General features: G+C 68.4%; 14 protein-coding genes. 7 read left to right on the plus strand and 7 right to left on the minus strand.

Annotation, left to right across the window (positions count from 1 at the left end):
* The first annotated feature begins 16 nt into the window (after positions 1–16).
* Both gltB and ACFVXC_RS36235 read left to right on the plus strand, forming a co-directional pair.
* A complete protein-coding gene (gltB, locus tag ACFVXC_RS36230; protein ID WP_389914462.1) occupies positions 17–4,603 on the plus strand; it encodes a glutamate synthase large subunit in 4,587 nt (1,528 codons plus the stop codon).
* Positions 4,596–6,056, plus strand: coding sequence for a glutamate synthase subunit beta (locus ACFVXC_RS36235; RefSeq protein WP_389914465.1), 1,461 nt, complete (start codon positions 4,596–4,598; stop codon positions 6,054–6,056). The genes gltB and ACFVXC_RS36235 overlap by 8 nt, the downstream gene beginning before the upstream one ends.
* A 134-nt stretch (positions 6,057–6,190) precedes the next feature.
* Here the strand turns inward: ACFVXC_RS36235 and ACFVXC_RS36240 are convergent, their stop codons facing one another.
* Complete coding sequence (locus tag ACFVXC_RS36240; protein ID WP_389914468.1) at positions 6,191–6,397, minus strand: DUF397 domain-containing protein; 207 nt, start codon at positions 6,395–6,397, stop codon at positions 6,191–6,193.
* Positions 6,394–7,266, minus strand: a complete 873-nt coding sequence (locus ACFVXC_RS36245) for a helix-turn-helix domain-containing protein (RefSeq protein ID WP_389914470.1) — start codon at positions 7,264–7,266, stop codon at positions 6,394–6,396. Before ACFVXC_RS36245 ends, ACFVXC_RS36240 begins: the two co-directional genes overlap by 4 nt.
* A 189-nt stretch (positions 7,267–7,455) precedes the next feature.
* Between ACFVXC_RS36245 and ACFVXC_RS36250 the strand changes: the two genes are divergently transcribed.
* The 4 genes from ACFVXC_RS36250 (at position 7,456) to ACFVXC_RS36265 (ending at position 13,145) form a co-directional block, all read left to right on the plus strand.
* Positions 7,456–8,118 (plus strand): ATP-binding protein, encoded by a 663-nt coding sequence (locus ACFVXC_RS36250; RefSeq protein ID WP_389914473.1) that lies wholly within the window; start codon positions 7,456–7,458, stop codon positions 8,116–8,118.
* Positions 8,119–10,001: 1,883 nt separating this feature from the next.
* The gene (locus ACFVXC_RS36255) at positions 10,002–11,300 is read left to right on the plus strand and encodes a sugar ABC transporter substrate-binding protein (RefSeq protein WP_389914476.1); all 1,299 of its coding nucleotides are present in this window, start codon (positions 10,002–10,004) and stop codon (positions 11,298–11,300) included.
* A 19-nt stretch (positions 11,301–11,319) separates the two neighbouring features.
* The gene (locus tag ACFVXC_RS36260; protein WP_389914479.1) at positions 11,320–12,315 is read left to right on the plus strand and encodes a carbohydrate ABC transporter permease; all 996 of its coding nucleotides are present in this window, start codon (positions 11,320–11,322) and stop codon (positions 12,313–12,315) included.
* Entirely contained in the window at positions 12,312–13,145 is an 834-nt protein-coding gene (locus ACFVXC_RS36265) for a carbohydrate ABC transporter permease (RefSeq protein ID WP_389914482.1), read from the plus strand. The genes ACFVXC_RS36260 and ACFVXC_RS36265 overlap by 4 nt, the downstream gene beginning before the upstream one ends.
* A 29-nt stretch (positions 13,146–13,174) precedes the next feature.
* Here ACFVXC_RS36265 and ACFVXC_RS36270 read toward each other — a convergent pair whose 3' ends face one another.
* The 4 genes from ACFVXC_RS36270 to ACFVXC_RS36285 all read right to left on the minus strand — a co-directional run bounded on the left by ACFVXC_RS36270 (position 13,175) and on the right by ACFVXC_RS36285 (position 16,010).
* Positions 13,175–14,074, minus strand: a complete 900-nt coding sequence (locus tag ACFVXC_RS36270) for a chitosanase (RefSeq protein WP_389914485.1) — start codon at positions 14,072–14,074, stop codon at positions 13,175–13,177.
* Positions 14,075–14,218: 144 nt separating this feature from the next.
* Positions 14,219–14,632, minus strand: a complete 414-nt coding sequence (locus ACFVXC_RS36275; RefSeq protein WP_389914488.1) for a nuclear transport factor 2 family protein — start codon at positions 14,630–14,632, stop codon at positions 14,219–14,221.
* A 64-nt stretch (positions 14,633–14,696) separates the two neighbouring features.
* Positions 14,697–15,167 carry a winged helix-turn-helix transcriptional regulator gene (locus ACFVXC_RS36280; RefSeq protein ID WP_389914490.1) on the minus strand — a complete coding sequence of 157 codons (471 nt, stop codon included), beginning with the start codon at positions 15,165–15,167 and terminating at the stop codon, positions 14,697–14,699.
* A gap of 111 nt (positions 15,168–15,278) precedes the next feature.
* Positions 15,279–16,010 carry an SDR family NAD(P)-dependent oxidoreductase gene (locus ACFVXC_RS36285; RefSeq protein WP_389914618.1) on the minus strand — a complete coding sequence of 244 codons (732 nt, stop codon included), beginning with the start codon at positions 16,008–16,010 and terminating at the stop codon, positions 15,279–15,281.
* Between the two features lie 71 nt (positions 16,011–16,081).
* On the opposite strand from ACFVXC_RS36285, the gene ACFVXC_RS36290 reads away from it, so the two are divergent.
* On the plus strand, positions 16,082–16,807 hold the full coding sequence (locus ACFVXC_RS36290; protein ID WP_389914493.1) for a vWA domain-containing protein: 726 nt from the start codon (positions 16,082–16,084) through the stop codon (positions 16,805–16,807).
* A gap of 22 nt (positions 16,808–16,829) precedes the next feature.
* Here ACFVXC_RS36290 and ACFVXC_RS36295 read toward each other — a convergent pair whose 3' ends face one another.
* Positions 16,830–17,810, minus strand: coding sequence for a tyrosine-protein phosphatase (locus ACFVXC_RS36295; RefSeq protein WP_389914496.1), 981 nt, complete (start codon positions 17,808–17,810; stop codon positions 16,830–16,832).
* Positions 17,811–17,876: the final 66 nt, after the last annotated feature.

A 17,876-nucleotide genomic window follows, 5' to 3' on the forward strand; every position in this document is an offset into this window, starting at 1 on the left:
GACGACGGGAGAGCCAATGCGTACGCACGCCTGGTCGCCCATGGACGGTCGCCCCGCCCCTCAGGGCATGTACGACCCCCGTAACGAGCACGACGCCTGCGGTGTCGGGTTCGTGGCCACCCTCACCGGTGTAGCCAGCCATGAGCTGGTCGAACAGGCGCTGACCGTACTGCGCAATCTCGAACACCGTGGTGCCACCGGCTCCGAGCCGGACTCCGGCGACGGCGCGGGCATCCTGCTCCAGGTGCCGGACGCCTTCCTGCGCGAGGTCGCGGGATTCGCGCTCCCCGAGGCCGGCACGTACGCCGTCGGCATCGCTTTCCTGCCGGTCGACACCGCGGGCACCACCGACGCCGCCGTCTCACAGATCGAGACGATCGCCTCGGAGGAAGGCCTGACGGTCCTGGGCTGGCGCGACGTTCCCGTCGCCCCCGAGCTGCTCGGTGCCACCGCCCGCTCGACGATGCCGGTCTTCCGGCAGATCTTCGTGGCCGACGGCGAGAGCTCCGGCATCGCGCTCGACCGCAAGGCCTTCGTGCTGCGCAAGCGCGCCGAGCGTGAGGCAGGGACGTACTTCCCCTCGCTCTCCGCCCGGACCATCGTCTACAAGGGCATGCTGACCACCGGCCAGCTGGAGCCGTTCTTCCCCGACCTGTCCGACCGCCGTTTCGCCACGGCCGTCGCGCTCGTCCACTCGCGCTTCTCCACGAACACGTTCCCGAGCTGGCCGCTCGCGCACCCCTACCGCTTCGTCGCGCACAACGGCGAGATCAACACGGTCAAGGGCAACCGGAACTGGATGCGGGCGCGTGAGTCGCAGCTCGCCTCCGGCCTGTTCGCCTCCGCCGCCGAGCGCAGCACCGACAAGCTCGACCGTGTCTTCCCGATCTGCACCCCGGACGCGTCCGACTCGGCGTCCTTCGACGAGGTGCTCGAACTCCTCCACCTCGGTGGACGTTCGCTTCCGCACAGCGTCCTGATGATGATCCCCGAGGCGTGGGAGAACCACGGCTCGATGGACCCGGCCCGCCGCGCCTTCTACCAGTACCACTCCACGATGATGGAGCCCTGGGACGGCCCGGCCTGCGTCACCTTCACCGACGGCATCCAGGTCGGCGCGGTTCTCGACCGCAACGGTCTGCGCCCCGGCCGCTACTGGGTCACCGACGACGGCCTCGTCGTCCTCGGCTCCGAAGTCGGTGTCCTCGACATCGACCCCGCGAAGGTCGTCCGCAAGGGCCGCCTGCAGCCCGGCAAGATGTTCCTCGTCGACACCGCCGAGCACCGCATCGTCGAGGACGACGAGATCAAGGCCACGCTCGCCGCCGAGAACCCGTACCAGGATTGGCTCGAAGCCGGCGAGATCGAGCTCTCCGACCTGCCCGAGCGCGAGCACATCGTGCACACGCACGCCTCCGTCACGCGCCGCCAGCAGACCTTCGGCTACACCGAGGAAGAGCTGCGCGTCATCCTCGCGCCGATGGCCAAGACCGGCGGCGAGCCGCTCGGCTCCATGGGCACGGACACCCCGATCGCGGCACTCTCCGAGCGCCCCCGGCTGATCTTCGACTACTTCACACAGCTGTTCGCGCAGGTCACCAACCCGCCGCTGGACGCCATCCGTGAAGAGCTCGTCACCTCGCTGCACTCATCGCTCGGCCCGCAGGGCAACATCCTGGAGCCGTCCGCCGCGACCTGTCGCAGCGTCACGCTGCCCTTCCCGGTGATCGACAACGACGAGCTCGCCAAGCTCATCCACATCAACGCCGACGGCGACATGCCCGGCATGACGGCCGCGACCCTCTCCGGTCTCTACCGCGTCAGCGGCGGCGGCGACGCCCTCGCCGCCCGCATCGAGGAGATCTGCGCCGAGGCGGACGCCGCCATAGAGGCCGGCGCCCGCCTGATCGTGCTCTCCGACCGGCACTCCGACGCCGAGCACGCGCCGATCCCCTCGCTGCTGCTCACCGCGGCCGTCCACCACCACCTCATCCGTACGAAGCAGCGCACCCAGGTGGGCCTGCTCGTCGAGGCGGGCGACGTCCGCGAGGTCCACCACGTGGCCCTCCTCATCGGCTACGGCGCCGCGGCCGTCAACCCCTACCTCGCGATGGAGTCCGTCGAGGACCTCGTCCGCGCGGGTACGTTCCTGCCCGGTATGGACGCCGAGCAGGCCATCCGGAACCTGATCTACGGGCTCGGCAAGGGCGTCCTGAAGGTCATGTCCAAGATGGGCATCTCGACCGTCGCCTCCTACCGCGGCGCGCAGGTCTTCGAGGCCATCGGCCTCCAGGAGAACTTCGTCGCGAAGTACTTCGTCGGTACGACGTCCAAGATCGGCGGAGTCGGCATCGACGTCGTCGCACAGGAGGTCGCCGCCCGGCACGCCAAGGCGTACCCGGTCTCCGGCGTGGCCTCCGCGCACCGCGCGCTCGACATAGGCGGTGAGTACCAGTGGCGCCGCGAGGGCGAGCCGCACCTCTTCGACCCGGAGACGGTCTTCCGCCTGCAGCACTCCGCGCGCACCCGCCGCTACGACATCTTCAAGAAGTACACGGACCGTGTGAACGAGCAGTCCGAGCGCCTGATGACGCTGCGCGGCCTGTTCAACCTGAAGTCGGACCGCCCGTCGATCTCGATCGACGAGGTCGAGTCGGCCGCCGACATCGTCAAGCGGTTCTCGACCGGCGCCATGTCGTACGGCTCGATCTCGCAGGAAGCCCACGAGACCATGGCCATCGCCATGAACCAGCTGGGCGGCAAGTCCAACACCGGTGAGGGCGGCGAGGACGCGGAGCGTCTGTACGACCCGGCCCGCCGCTCGTCCATCAAGCAGGTCGCGTCCGGCCGCTTCGGTGTGACCTCCGAGTACCTGGTCAACGCGGACGACATCCAGATCAAGATGGCGCAGGGCGCCAAGCCCGGCGAGGGCGGCCAGCTGCCGGGACACAAGGTCTACCCGTGGGTCGCCAAGACGCGTCACTCGACGCCGGGCGTGGGCCTGATCTCCCCGCCGCCGCACCACGACATCTACTCCATCGAGGACCTGGCCCAGCTGATCCACGACCTGAAGAACGCGAACCCGCAGGCGCGGATTCACGTGAAGCTGGTCTCCGAGGTCGGCGTCGGCACGGTCGCCGCGGGTGTCTCCAAGGCACACGCGGACGTCGTCCTGATCTCAGGACACGACGGCGGTACGGGTGCCTCGCCGCTCACCTCGCTCAAGCACGCGGGCGGTCCCTGGGAGCTCGGCCTCGCCGAGACCCAGCAGACGCTGCTCCTCAACGGCCTGCGCGACCGCATCGTGGTCCAGACGGACGGCCAGCTCAAGACCGGCCGCGACGTCGTCATCGCCGCGCTGCTCGGCGCCGAGGAGTTCGGTTTCGCCACCGCGCCGCTCGTCGTCTCCGGCTGCGTCATGATGCGCGTCTGCCACCTGGACACCTGCCCGGTCGGCATCGCCACGCAGAACCCGGCGCTGCGCGAGCGCTTCTCCGGCAAGGCCGAGTACATCGTCAACTTCTTCGAGTTCATCGCCGAAGAGGTCCGCGAGATCCTGGCCGAGCTGGGCTTTCGCACCATCGAGGAGGCCGTCGGCCACGCCGAGTTCCTCGACACCGAGCGGGCCGTCAACCACTGGAAGGCGCAGGGCCTGGACCTGGAGCCGCTCTTCCACGTGCCGTCCCTGCCCGAGGGCGCCGCGCGCCACCAGACCGCGATCCAGGACCACGCCCTGGAGAAGGCGCTCGACAACGAGCTGATCAAGCTCGCGGCCGACGCGCTCTCCGCCTCCGGCGCGACCGACGCACAGCCGGTCCGCGCACAGGTCGCGATCCGCAACATCAACCGCACGGTCGGCACCATGCTCGGCCACGAGGTGACGAAGAAGTTCGGCGGCGCGGGCCTGCCCGACGACACCATCGACATCACCTTCACCGGCTCGGCGGGCCAGTCGTTCGGCGCGTTCGTGCCGCGCGGTGTGACGCTGCGCCTGGAGGGCGACGCCAACGACTACGTCGGCAAGGGCCTCTCCGGCGGCCGCGTCATCGTCCGCCCGGACCGCGGCGCCGACCACCTCGCCGAGTACTCGACGATCGCGGGCAACACCATCGCGTACGGCGCCACCGGCGGCGAGCTGTTCCTCCGTGGCCGCACGGGTGAGCGGTTCTGCGTCCGCAACTCCGGTGCGACGGTCGTGTCCGAGGGCGTGGGCGACCACGGCTGCGAGTACATGACCGGCGGCCACGCGGTGGTCCTCGGCGAGACGGGCCGCAACTTCGCGGCCGGCATGTCGGGCGGTATCGCGTACGTCGTCGACCTCGACCGGGACAACGTCAACCCCGGCAATCTGGAGGCCGTCGAGGCCCTGGACGACTCCGACAAGAAGTGGCTGCACGACGTCGTGCGCCGCCACCAGGAGGAGACGGGCTCGACCGTCGCCGAGAAGATGCTCGCCGAGTGGGACACCACCGTGGAGCGCTTCAGCAGGATCATCCCCAGCACGTACAAGGCAGTGCTCGCCGCCAAGGACGCCGCCGAGCGAGACGGTCTCTCCGAGAACGAGATCACCGAGAAGATGATGGAGGCGGCGACCAATGGCTGATCCCAAGGGCTTTTTGAACCATGGCCGTGAGGTCGCGCAGACCCGCCCGGTCGGCGAGCGCGTCCAGGACTGGAACGAGGTCTACGTTCCCGGCTCCCTCCTGCCGATCATCTCCAAGCAGGCGTCGCGCTGCATGGACTGCGGTATCCCGTTCTGCCACCAGGGCTGTCCGCTGGGGAACCTGATCCCCGAGTGGAACGACTTCGCGTACCGCGAGGACTGGTCGGCCGCCTCCGAGCGGCTGCACGCCACGAACAACTTCCCGGAGTTCACCGGCCGCCTCTGCCCGGCGCCCTGCGAGTCGGCGTGCGTGCTCGGCATCAACCAGCCCGCCGTCACCATCAAGAACGTCGAAGTCTCGATCATCGACAAGGCGTGGGACGCGAACGACGTGCTCCCCCAGGCACCCGACCGCCTCTCCGGCAAGACGGTCGCCGTCATCGGCTCGGGCCCGGCGGGTCTCGCCGCGGCGCAGCAGCTGACGCGGGCGGGCCACACGGTCGCCGTCTACGAGCGCGCCGACCGCATCGGCGGCCTGCTCCGCTACGGCATCCCCGAGTTCAAGATGGAGAAGCGCCACATCAACCGCCGCATCGAGCAGATGCGCGCGGAGGGCACCAAGTTCCGTACGGGTGTGGAGATCGGCCGCGACATCGACGCGAAGAAGCTGCGCAAGCGGTACGACGCGGTGGTCATCGCCGCCGGTGCCACGATCTCCCGCGACCTGCCGGTGCCGGGCCGTGAGCTGAACGGCATCCACTTCGCCATGGAGTACCTGCCGCTCGCCAACAAGGTCCAGGAGGGCGACTACGTGGCGCCCCCGATCACCGCCGAGGGCAAGCACGTCGTGGTCATCGGCGGCGGCGACACCGGCGCGGACTGCGTGGGCACGGCCCACCGCCAGGGCGCGGCTTCCGTGACCCAGCTGGAGATCATGCCGCGCCCGGGCGAGGACCGCAGCGCCAACCAGCCGTGGCCGACCTTCCCCATGCTCTACAAGGTCACCTCCGCGCACGAGGAGGGCGGCGAGCGCGTCTACGCCGTCTCGACCACGCACTTCGAGGGCGACGAGGACGGGAACGTACAGTTCCTGCACCTCGCCGAGGTCGAGTTCATCGACGGCAAGCTGACCCAGAAGCCGGGCACGGAGCGCAAGATCCCCGCCCAGTTGGTCACCCTCGCCATGGGCTTCACGGGCACGGACCGCGAGAACGGCCTGGTGGACCAGTTCTCCCTGGACCTCGACGAGCGCGGCAATGTCGCCCGCGACGGCGAGTTCCAGACCAACGTGCCCGGCGTCTTCGTCGCCGGTGACGCGGGCCGCGGTCAGTCGCTCATCGTCTGGGCGATCGCCGAGGGCCGCTCGGCCGCACAGGGCGTGGACCGTTTCCTGACCGGCGCGAGCGACCTCCCGTCGCCGATTCGACCCACGGACCGATCTCTGATGGTCTAGTCCTTCAGTACCACCACAACCCCATATTCGTCCCGTACAACGGCGTACGGAACTGAGCGGCGCCCGCCTCGTCCCCGACCGGACCAAGGCGGGCGTCGTGGCGTCTGCGGCGGGGGCCGGGTTCGGCCCCGGGCTCAGCGGAGGTGCGCGAGGAACGCCCGCCAGGCGTCGTGGCCGAAGCAGATCACTGGGGCGGTGGGGGGCTGCTTGCTGTCGCGGATGGGGGTTAGGTGGGGTATGGCGTGGGCTATCTGGACACAATCACCTTGTCCGCCGCTGTAACTGCTGGTGCGCCAAGATGCTTTCGTGAGATCGGGCAGAGGGCGACGGTGCTGGCTCATGGTCTGTACTCCTTGGCGATGCGATGGATCAGACTGAGCGATTCCGTGGGTGGCAGAGCTGTGGTGCGAGCGTCGTCGAAGAGCGTGCGGTAGTGCGCGACTTCAGACTCCCCTTCGGTCCAGATGTTTCCGGCCGGGGTCTCTGTCAGTACAAGGTCCAGCGAAGCCACCTGCGGAAAGCTCAGCAGCAGGTACGGGCCGAACATACTTGAGTGTGCCCCGCGCGAGAATGGCAGCACCTGCACAGTGATATTCGGCTGCTCGGCCAGGTTCGCCATGTGCTCCAACTGGTCGCGCATCACCGCTTCTCCGCCTACCTGTTGGCGGAGAACTCCTTCAGCGAGGACGGCCCACAGCTCCATGGGTGCGTCGCCTGTGAGGCGTTGCTGCCGGGCGAGGCGCACCTGAACGAACTGATCGATCTCCTCGGGGGTCTGCCAGGCTCGCGAGGCGACCGTCACGGCGCGCCCGTATTCCGCCGTCTGCAGAAGCCCAGGCACTAGATGCACCTGGTAGGTCCGGACGCTGTCGCAGATGGCCTCCATCTCGATCTGGTCGCGGTACGTGTCGCCGAGCACCGAGGCGTACTGGTGCCACCAGCCTTCGCGGCGACGTCGGTTCGCTCGCCGGGCGAGGGTGCTCAGCCGTTCGCGTGTCTGAGCGTCCTCGACCCCATACGCGGTCATCAGGGCGATCAGATCTGGTGAGCGGACAGGAACATGCCCGTTCTCGATGCGACTGATCTTGCCCTTGGTGCAGTCGAGCACTTCTGCTGAGGCTGTGGTGGTCATGGCTGATGCTTCGCGGAGTCGCCTGAGTTCGTCTCCGAGTTGGCGTCCGAGCACGGTCGATGGCTTGACGTTAGGCATGGACAACTCCCTATCAGCGCCGAAGGCTTACAGGCTGGACATTGCTCGAAAGGGTGAATCGAGAAGCAACCTACCCTTCAACGTTGCGCACGAGTTCTGTTTCGCGGGAACCTCTTCGCGTTGCAGCTGAACACCCCACGCCGCAACGCGACTTGATCGACGGCGATCGACCGACCCCCAGGGGGCGTCATGGCAGACCACTCCGCGCACTCCACCCCGTACGAAGTCAGCTTCCGGCTACCCCGGCACCGCCGCAGCGTCCCAAGATCACGCGCCCTGCTGCACGCAGTGCTCGGCGGCTGGAGCATCGACGAAGACACGACCGGGACTGCGGAGTTGCTGCTCTCCGAACTGGTGACGAACGCCCTGCGGGCGCGGGCTCCGGAGGGCGGTCAGGTAGGGGTTCGCCTCGCGCGCTCGGAGGAGGAGGGGCTACTACGCGTCGAGGTGAGCGACGCGGGCGAGGGCAGACCGGAGGTACGGGCGCCGGGGGAGGACGAGACGCGCGGACGGGGGTTGCTGCTCGTGGAGGCGCTGGCTCACCGCTGGGGAGTGTGGGCCGGGGAGGGCGGCATGGGCAAGACGGTCTGGGCAGAGCTGAAGTCCCCGGACATCGTGCCCGAACCGGCGGGGACGGAGATGGCGGCGATCACGGTTAGGGCAGGCCAGCGCGTACGGGTGTGGGGCGCGTGGCGCACGGTCCTCAGTGTCCGGCGCGTCCGGAGCGAGCGGTACCCGGCGGGTGGGCCGACTGTGATCCTCGGACTGGACGAGGGTCCACCACTGAGGGTGTCCTCCGCCGAGCCGCTGACGGTGCAGACGGTATCGGGGGAGGCGGCGGGGCCGCGCTGATGGCGGGGGGGCGTCAGCCGGGGGTTGCTGTTTCGGGAGTGCGGGTGGGCCGGTGTTGGTCGGGTTGCCGGGGCCGTCCGGTTGACCCGAGATTGGCGGTTACGGGCCGGGCGTCAAGGGCGCTCCTACGTCGCGTCGGCTACGCCGATTCCGCTGCGCTCCACCCTTGACTCCCGTCCCTCCACCGCGCGAGGGAAAGCGACCGGACGGCCCAGGGGCGGGACTCTCGACCACTGCCGTCGGGTCGTCCGGTTTGGCTGCCGGGTGCGGACTGGTTCGTTGGGGGCGGCGGGGAGTGGGTGCGGTGCGCGGCTGGTTCGGGGAGGGGTGCGGGTCTCGTCAAGCGACTGCCGACCGGATCGTCGGGGGTGGCCCGAGTGCTCAGGGGTGCGCGGCCTGTTCGGGGAGAGGTGACGGTCTCGTCAAGCGACTGCCGACTCGCTCGTCAGGGGTGGCCGTCAGTGGCCGGGGCGTGCGGGAGCTCCGGGTATGGGCGCCGGTCGCGTCGTCTGCCGACCGGATCGTCGGGGCAGCGTCACGAGGAAGAGGGCGGGAGCACACGGACGCTCCGGGGATCGGTCACGGTCTCGTCAAGCGGCTGCCGATCGGATATTCCGGGGTGACCGCCAGAGGCAAGGGGACGCGGGGCGCTGGGCGTTCGGTGAAGGGCGCCGGTCCGTCGGCGGCTGTCGACCGGATCCACTGGAGTGGCGGCCAGGGGAGTGGCACGGCGCGTGGCGAGGGGCGCCGGTGGCGTCGGGCGCCTGTCGCTCGGACCACTGGGCGCGGGTGTCTCGCATGTGACGGGGCACTGGCCGGGCCCCGCAAAGCCGACCACCGGCAGTGGATTGCAGGAAAGTCCCGCGAGACGCCGGGGCAGGGTGGGTCTCGGTGGGACTTTTCTGCAATCCATCTCTCCTCAGGGTGGTATGACCCGGTTTGTGGCTTCGGGAGTGAGGGACGGGTGGGCTCAGCAGTCACTCCGCGCGCGTCGCTCACCAGCGTCCCCTCCCGCTCCATCACCTCACCGTCGCCCGACGCCCCCCGCCACGACAGCCCCATGTGATGGGCCGAGGGGGCAATCGCGCCCCCGCCCGGCGGCCACCCCCGACGAACCAGCCCCCAGCCGCTTGACGAGACCGTCACCTCTCCCCGAACAGGCCGCGCACCCCTGAGCACTCGGGCCACCCCGACGAACCAGCCTCCAGCCGCTTGACGAGACCGTCACCTCTCCCCGAACAGGCCGCGCACCCCTGAGCACTCGGGCCACCCCCGACGATCCGGTCGGCAGTCGCTTGACGAGACCGTCACCCCTCCCCGAACCAGCCGCGCACCTCACCCACTCCCCGCCTCCCCCAACGAACCAGTCCGCACCCGGCAGCCAAACCGGACGACCCGACGGCAGTGGTCGAGAGTCCCGCCCCTGGGCCGTCCGGTCGCTTTCCCTCGCGCGGTGGAGGGACGGGAGTCAAGGGTGGAGCGCAGCGGAATCGGCGTAGCCGACGCGACGTAGGAGCGCCCTTGACGCCCGGCCCGTAACCGCCAATCTCGGGTCAACCGGACGGCCCCGGCAACCCGACCAACACCGGCCCACCCGCACTCCCGGACCGTCACCCCGTCACCCCAGACCGATCACTCCCCCCCACCCCACCTGACCCCCCAGAGCCCCAGACACCCCCCAAACCCGTTGCGGTCTGCGCAACACGCGTTGTGCATTGCGCAGCCCGCAATGCTCATTACGGTTCGGCAGCGGGCCCAGATGGGTCTAGACCGCATGGAGTCCGTGTGGCCACAATCACTCCACAAACGGATCGGCGCGGGAACCAGTACGAGTCCAGTACGAAGCCAGCGCGAACCCAGCACGAACCCATGAGGGGGCCGGTATGAAGCGACGGGTCATCGCGGCAGGTATCGCCATGACGCTCGGACTGACCGCGACGGCATGCGGCGGCGATGACGGGGGCGACGGGGGCGACGCCACCGACGGCAAGGGCAAGACCCTCACCGTATGGATCATGGAGGGGACCAACCCCGACGCCAGGCCCTTCTTCGACGAGGCGGGCAAGGCCTTCCAGAAGAAGACCGGCGCCAAGATCCACGTCGAGTACCAGCAGTGGGCCACGGCGCAGAAGAAGTTCACCACCGCCATCGAGGGCGGCGAGGACCAGGTCCCGGACGTGGCCGAGGTCGGTACGACCTGGGTGCCGCAGTTCGCCGAGACCGGCGGTCTCGTCGACGTGACGGACAAGGTCAAGGAGTCGGGGCTCAACGGCGACCTCGTCGAGGGCCTCAAGGACGCGGGCACGCTGGACGGCAAGCAGTACGGCATGCCCTGGTACGCGGGCGTACGCAGCATCGTCTACCGCAAGGACATCTTCGAGAAGCACAACCTGAAGGCGCCCACCACCTGGAAGGAGCTCCAGTCGGCGGCGAAGACGCTGAAGGACAAGGAGCCCGGGATGATCCCCTTCCCGGTCGCGGGCGGCGCCGAAATGTTCGCCACCCCCTTCATCTGGGGCGCCGGAGGCGAACTCGCCACGGAGTCGGGCGGCAAGTGGAAGTCCGGGATCAACTCCCCGGAGGCCGTCAAGGGCATCGAGTTCTACACCGGGCTCGCCACCAAGGACAAGGTCTCCCCGGCCAAGGTCAACACATGGACGGAGAAGGAGGTCGGCGACGCCTGGAACAAGGGCCAGATCTCCATGGCCGTCGGCGGCAACTGGACGCCCAAGGCCATCGTCGAGGCGAACCCGGACCTCAAGGGCAAGCTCGCCGCCGTGCCGATCCCCGGCGAGAACGGCGGCATGAGCAAGTCGTTCCTCGGCGGCTCCTACCTGTCCACGTTCAACACGGACAAGAAGGACCTCGCCTGGGAGTTCGTGAAGATGCTGACCACGGGTGACTTCGCGGCCAAGTGGGCCGCGGACACCAACTACTTCCCGGGTCAGAACTCCGAGCTGAAGAAGATCGAGGCGAAGAAGGACCCGCTGGTCGAGCCCTTCGCCAAGCAGATGCTCGAAGCCGGCGCGACCGTCCCCAAGACCAAGGCGTACGGCGAGATCCAGGCGTCGAAGGTCATCCCCGGCATGGTGCAGTCCATCCTGACCGGGAAGTCCTCCGTCCAGGAGGCGGCGGACAAGGCCGCCAAGGACATGGACGCGATCTTCGCCAAGGACAAGTAGGCAGGGGCGAGTCGGCACTGTGAAAGACACGCTTGTCGGCGGCGGACCGGAGGAAGACACCACGGCCCGCCGCCGCCCCGCCACCCGACCGGAACACGAAGCAGCCCTCCGTAAGAAGAAGCTGGTCGGCCTCACCCGGCCGTGGCTGCTCCTCGCGCCCTCCCTCCTGGTCCTCGCGGGCCTGCTGCTCTGGCCGCTGATCCAGGTCGTCAAGCTCTCGATGCAGGACTACGTCGTCAAATTCGGCGGCGGAGTGGGCACGTACACCGGATTCGACCACTACACCGACCTGCTCGGCAGCGGACTCCTGTGGAAGACGGTCCTGCCCAACACGGCGTTCTTCGCGATCGCCTGCGTCGGTCTCACCGTCGCCCTCGGCACGCTCGTCGCGCTGCTGCTCAACCGCCTCGGTCCCATCTGGCGCCTCATCTGCTCCATCGCGATCCTCGCGGCCTGGGCGATGCCCGCCGTCACAGGGACGTACGTCTGGATCTGGCTCTTCCAGCCGCAGGACGGCATGGTCAGTCAGATCGCGGGATCGATGGGGCTCATCGACCCCGAGACCAGCAACTGGTTCACCGAGCGCGGGCCGTTCTACGCGATCGCGACCCTGAACGTCGTCCACCACGGCTTCCCGTTCGTCGCCATCACCGTCCTCGCGGGCCTGATGACGATCCCCAAGGAGCTCTACGAAGCGGGGGAGCTGGACGGCGCCAACGCCTGGCAGCGGTTCTGGAAGATCACGCTGCCGACGATCAAGCCGGTCTTCCTCGTGGTGACCATCCTCTCCACCATCTGGGACTTCAAGGTCTTCACCCAGATCTATCTGATGCCGGGAGGCGACGGCGCCAACGAAGAGGTCTACAACCTCGGCGTCTTCTCGTACATCCAGGCCTTCGCCAAGAACGACTACGGCACGGGCGCGGCAGCCGCGGTCCTCCTTACCGTGCTGCTCCTCGCCATCACGATCGTCTACATCCGCACGCTGTTCCGGCAGGGGGAGGAGGACCTGTGAGTGCCCGTCGCACCACACTCGCCGCACGCATCGGGCTGCCCGCGGCGGTCGCCGCGCTGCTGCTCTTCACGCTCTTCCCCGTGTACTGGATGATCTCCACGGCACTCGACCCGAAGGCGGTCACCCGCGGTTCGGACGTGCTGCCGAGCGGCATCAGCTTCGAGCACTTCACCTACGTGTTCGAGAAGGGCAACTTCGGTACGTATCTGCTGAACTCGGCGCTCGTCGGCTTCGGCACGATCCTGGCCGCCGGGGTGCTCTCGCTCTTCGCGGCGATCGCGGTGGCCCGCTTCAAGTTCCGGTTCCGCACCTCCGTACTGATCATGGTCCTGATCGTGCAGATGGTGCCCCTGGAGGCGCTCGTCATCCCGCTCTTCATCCAGATGCGGGACTACGAGATGCTCAACTCGCTGATCGGCCTGACGATCGTCTACATCGCGCTCTCGCTCCCCTTCGCGATCTGGACCCTGCGCGGCTTCGTCCAGACCGTGCCCAAGGAGGTCGAGGAGGCGGCATACATCGACGGGGCGTCCTGGCCGCGGATGTTCTGGTCGGTGCTGCTTCCGCTGGTGGCGCCCGGACTCGTCGCGACCTCGATCTTCGCCTTCATCACGGCGTGGAACGAGTTCGTCTTCGCGTACACCTTCATGAAGGGCAGCGACAAGTACACGGCCGCCGTGGGCATTTACCAGTTCTTCGGCGAGAACTCCACGGCCTGGGGCCCGGTCATGGCCAGCTCCACGCTGGTCACCGTGCCGGTGATGATCTTCTTCGTGATCGTCCACCGGAAGCTCGGATCGGGCCTGGCGGCCGGGGCCGTCAAGGGCTGAGGCTGAGACCGGGGAGGCGTTCGGGGTGGTTACGGAACCCTGAACGTCTCCCCGTACACCTTCCACGTCAGCGGCGTCCGCAGGCTCAGGTTGCCGTCGTAGAGGAACTCCCGCTGCGCCGTGTCCACGCGCGTCGTGTCGCGGTGCGCCTTCTCGGACTTCATCGCCGCACGGCGGATGTCCAGGAAGATGTCGAGGTACGCCTTCTCCTTGCCGCCCTGCGAGGGCGTGTCCGCCTCCTTCAGCGTCGCCTCGCGCAGGCCGTAGAAGCCGCGCGGTCCGGTGCCGGGGCCGTGCAGGACCATCGCGTCGTAGTAGATGAACTGCCCGAGCGTGCCGAGCCCGTCGAGCTTGGCGAGGCGGACGGCGGGGTCGAAGTAGACGCGGTCGCGCGCGCTGTTCTGGGCCTTGCGGAAGGCGGGCTCGTCGGCCTCCGCCTGCCACGCCTTGGTGAAGCCGGGGTCGAGCCCCTCGTGCGAGTCCGTGCCGTCGACCTCGCGCAGGGCGGGCAGGTAGCGGGCCAGGCCGTTGTCCGGGTGGTCCTTCGTGTACCGCTCGACGAGGGTGAGCAGGTCGTGCGTGCCGGTGCAGAAGCCGATGATCCCGGCGGTGTAGCCGTGGTCGTCGTCGATGTCCTCGATGTAGCCGTACTGCCCGCGCCAGTTCAGCGTGGAGTTCTCCGCGCTGGCTATCAGCTGCTGGGCGAGGTCCTTCTTGGCGGGTGCCGCGAGGCCCGGGGGCAGGTCCGCGATCAGCTCGTCGTCGGCCTTGATCTCGTCCGCCGACTTGTCGTCGTCGTAGGGCCGGTGGGTGCCTGGCGCCTTCTGGTCGGCCCCGGAGCCGCCCTTGTCCGAGTCCCCGCCGAGGAAGTAGACGGCGACCGTGGCGACCGGGGCGACGGCGAGAAGAAGGAGGCCTGCACGTTTCATTCACACAAGATTACGTGCGGTTCGGCGGTAGCGCGCCTTCCGGATCCGGCTCTATTGACTAATAGTCAATATCGCATGGCGAAGACGCGGATCTTTGAGCTGCTGGCGTTTCGGTAGGTACCCCGGCTCGGCGGTGCGTGGCGGTCACATCACCGCGTCGGTCTGCAGCGGGCCCGCGGTGATGCGCAGCTCGCGGATGCGGACCGTCTTCTCGTCGGGGAGCTCTTCGTCGGCGAGGTAGAAGATGTGCATGAACGGGGCGCGCACCACACGGTCGGGTTCGGTCTTCTTGGCCATGGTGGCCTCGCCGCGCAACAGGCGGACGCCGTCGCCCGCGGTCCAGAATTCCAGGATCTCGTGGTTGATGATCAGCGGTTCGTCGATCTTGACGAAGAACGCCTTGATGGCCTCGACGCCGTGGATGTGTTCGGTGCCGAAGAACATGTCGGTGTTCTCGGTCAGCGGCGCGAAGCCCTCATCGAACTCCAGCGTGTCGATGGCGTCCATGAACTTCAGGGCCCACTCGGGGGCGGTCGTCGCTTGTGCCGTGTTGGTCATCGTCACCATCTCCTCATTGGTTCAGCACTAGTACTAGTAGCGTAACGATACTAGTACTGAACTGCTACCAGTGGGATGGCTGGCTGCCCTCCTGGGCGGGCATGGGGCGCAGGGTCGGGGCCTCCATCGGCTGGTGGCAGCTGCTGCACGCGAGGTAGGGGTCGGTCGGATTGCCGCACACCGTGTGCATCAGCGGGTGACGCGTGGCGTCCGTGCCGGTCGCGCGGGTCTCGGCCCAGTGCGTGATCGCCACGATCGCGGGGACGACGAGTTCGCGGGCGCTGTCGGTGAGCCGGTACTCGTACCACGGTTTGTCCGTGCGGTACGGGTGCTTGGAGAGCAGGCCCAGCTCCGTCAGGCTGGCCAGTCGCGCGGTGAGAATGTTCGCCGAGATGCCGAGCGCTCGTTTGAGCTCTCCGAAGCGGCCGACCCCGAAGAACACCTCCCGCAGGATCTGGTAGTTCCAGCGCTCCGAGATGGCGCTCAGGAACTCCTGCCCATGCTGGAAGGTGACGTGGTCCGTCCGGTCGGACACGGCTTCTCCTCTCCGGTGGCCCAGTGGTATAAAGTCACTAGTAGTTCCGGAATGCTATCAGTCGGCTCGCGTGCCGGACCGGCCCGGCAGGAACCATCCGGCCGGGAGGGATCACCCCGCCGTCGACCCCCCGTCCACCGCGAACTCCGCCCCCGTGATGTACGAAGACGCCTCCGAGGCAAGGAAGAGAATCAGCTCCCCGACCTCCTCGGGCCGCCCCATCCGGCCGAGCGGCAGATGGGACCAGTCCCGCCCGGCGGAGGCCGTGGAGATCATCGGCGTGTCGATCGCCCCCGGATGCACGGAGTTGACCCGCACCCCGTACCGCGCCAGGTCGAGGGCCGAGGACCGGGTCAGGCCCCGCAGACCGAACTTCGTGGAGCCGTAGGCCGCATGGCCGGGGATCCCCACGAGCCCGGCCGTGGACGAGACGTTCACGATCGAGCCCCCACCCGCCTCCCGCAGCGCGGGCAGCACAGCCTGGATGCCCAGGAACGGTCCAAGGAGATTGACCCGGATCAGGGCCTCGAAGTTCTCGTACGTCTCGTTCTCCACGGACGCCGTCCGCCACAGCGCGGCGTTGTTCACGAGCGCGTCCAGGCGGCCGAAGGCCTCCACCCCCGCCGTCACGGCCGACGACCAGCTCTCCGCCTCCGTGACGTCATGACGTACGAACAGGCCCTGATCGCCCAGGGACTTGGCGACGCCCCGCCCCTCCTCCTCCCGTACATCCGTGATCACGACCCGCGCCCCGGCCTCCGCGAAGAGCCGCGCCTCGGCCGCCCCCTGACCCCGGCCCGCACCGGTGATCAGTACGACCTTCTCCTCAAGCCCGTAAGAGATCACTTCACGCCTCCACCAGCATGTCCCGTACCCTCGGCCCACTGGAACGGGTCGGGAGAACGGAGCGGAACGTGGAACCGGCGATCAGCCTGCGCAAGGTGGAGGAGACGGCGCCCGCCCTTGTCAGCCTCTACAAGTCCGCCGGAGTGAGCCTTCGCAAGCACGGCCTTGAGGGCATGCGCGCCGCCGTCTATCTCGTCCTCGACTACTCCGGCTCCATGCGGTCGTACTACAAGAAGGGCAGCGTCCAGGCCCTCGCCGAGCGCGTGCTCGGTCTGTCCGCGCACCTCGACGACGACGGCATCGTGCCCACGGTCTTCTTCTCCACGGATGTCGACGCCGTCACGGAGATCTCGCTCGACCGCCACCAGGGCAGGATCGACGAGATCGTCGAGGGGCTCGGCCGCATGGGCCTGACCAACTACCACGTGGCGATGGACGCCGTGATCGACCACTACATGGACAGCGGCTCCACCGCTCCCGCCCTGGTCGTCTTCCAGACCGACGGCGGCCCCACCAGCAAGAGTGCCGCCGAGCGATATCTCTGCAAGGCGGCGAACCTCCCGCTCTTCTGGCAGTTCATCGGCTTCGGCAACGAGAAGAGCACGCAGTTCGACTACCTCCGCAGGCTCGACGAACTCGCCGTCCCCGCCGCCCGCGTCGTCGACAACGCGGGCTTCTTCCACGCCGGGAAGAAGCCCCACAAGGTCCCCGACGACCACCTGTACGACCAACTCCTCGGCGAGTTCCCGACCTGGCTCGCGGCGGCGCGGGCGCAGGGCATCGTGACCACGTGACCTCCGTGCCCCGGGGAGCGACTCAGCCGACCATCCGCTCCCGCAGCGCGAGAACCGTCCGCGTATCAAGCCCGAGTCCCTTCCTGAGATAGCCGTCGAGGCTTCCGTACTCCTTCTCCACCTGGGCGAGCGCCGCCTCCAGATAGCCGCTGCGGACCTCCTGGAGCGGTATCAGCAGCTCCGGGTTCTGCATCAGGCCGCTCTGCTTGAGGCCCTCGCGCACCTTCGCGTCGTACGCGGCCCGGTAGGTGTTGGACGCCAGGAAGTCGCCCACGACGGTGCGCTCGGGGACACCGACGGCGCGCAGCAGCAGATAACTGGTCCAGCCGGTACGGTCCTTGCCTGCCGTGCAGTGGTAGAGCAGCGGTGATTTCCTGCCGCCGTGCGCGATGTCACGCAGGGTCGCCGCGAACTGCGCGCGGTTCGCGGCGTCGGAGACGAAGGTGCGGTAGACGCCGCGCATGAAGGCGTCCGCCTTGCCGTTGCCCAGCATCTCCTCCTGCTTGACCGGGTCCTTGGAGCCGATGACGGTCATCAGCGTCGCGAAGAGACCGTTGTCACTGATGGCCCGGGGCGTCGGGGCGAGCCCGGCGGGCAGCCGGTCGGGCCCGTCGTACTGGACCTCGGCCGGCACCCGGAAGTCGACGACCTTCCTCAGACCGAGCCCGGTGAGAGTGGCCACGTCGGCGTCGGTGAGCTTGGCCAGGGCGTCGGCGCGGAAGACCTGGCCGTAACGGACCCGCTCGCCGTCGTAGGTCCGATAACCGCCGACGTCTCTTACGTTGACGGCGCCCTGGAGAGGTATCCGGTGTACGCCGTCGGACGCGGGGCGCAAGGAGTGGTGCGGGGCGTGCCGCGCCGTGCCGTGCTCGGGTGCGGCGGGTCCGGCCTGCGCCGCCCAGGCGGGCAGGGTGCCCAGAGCGAGCGCGCAGACCGCGACTCCGACCGCTGTACGTGTACGGGTGATGCGCATCGGGCCGCCTTCCTCGATAGCGGTCGCCATGGCCACTCGTCGCTCAACCAAGCGATTGTTTGGTTGAAGGTAGCGGGGTGCCCCGACAGGAGGAAG

This window comes from Streptomyces sp. NPDC058257 (genome assembly GCF_042881845.1).
Lineage (GTDB): Bacteria > Actinomycetota > Actinomycetes > Streptomycetales > Streptomycetaceae > Streptomyces.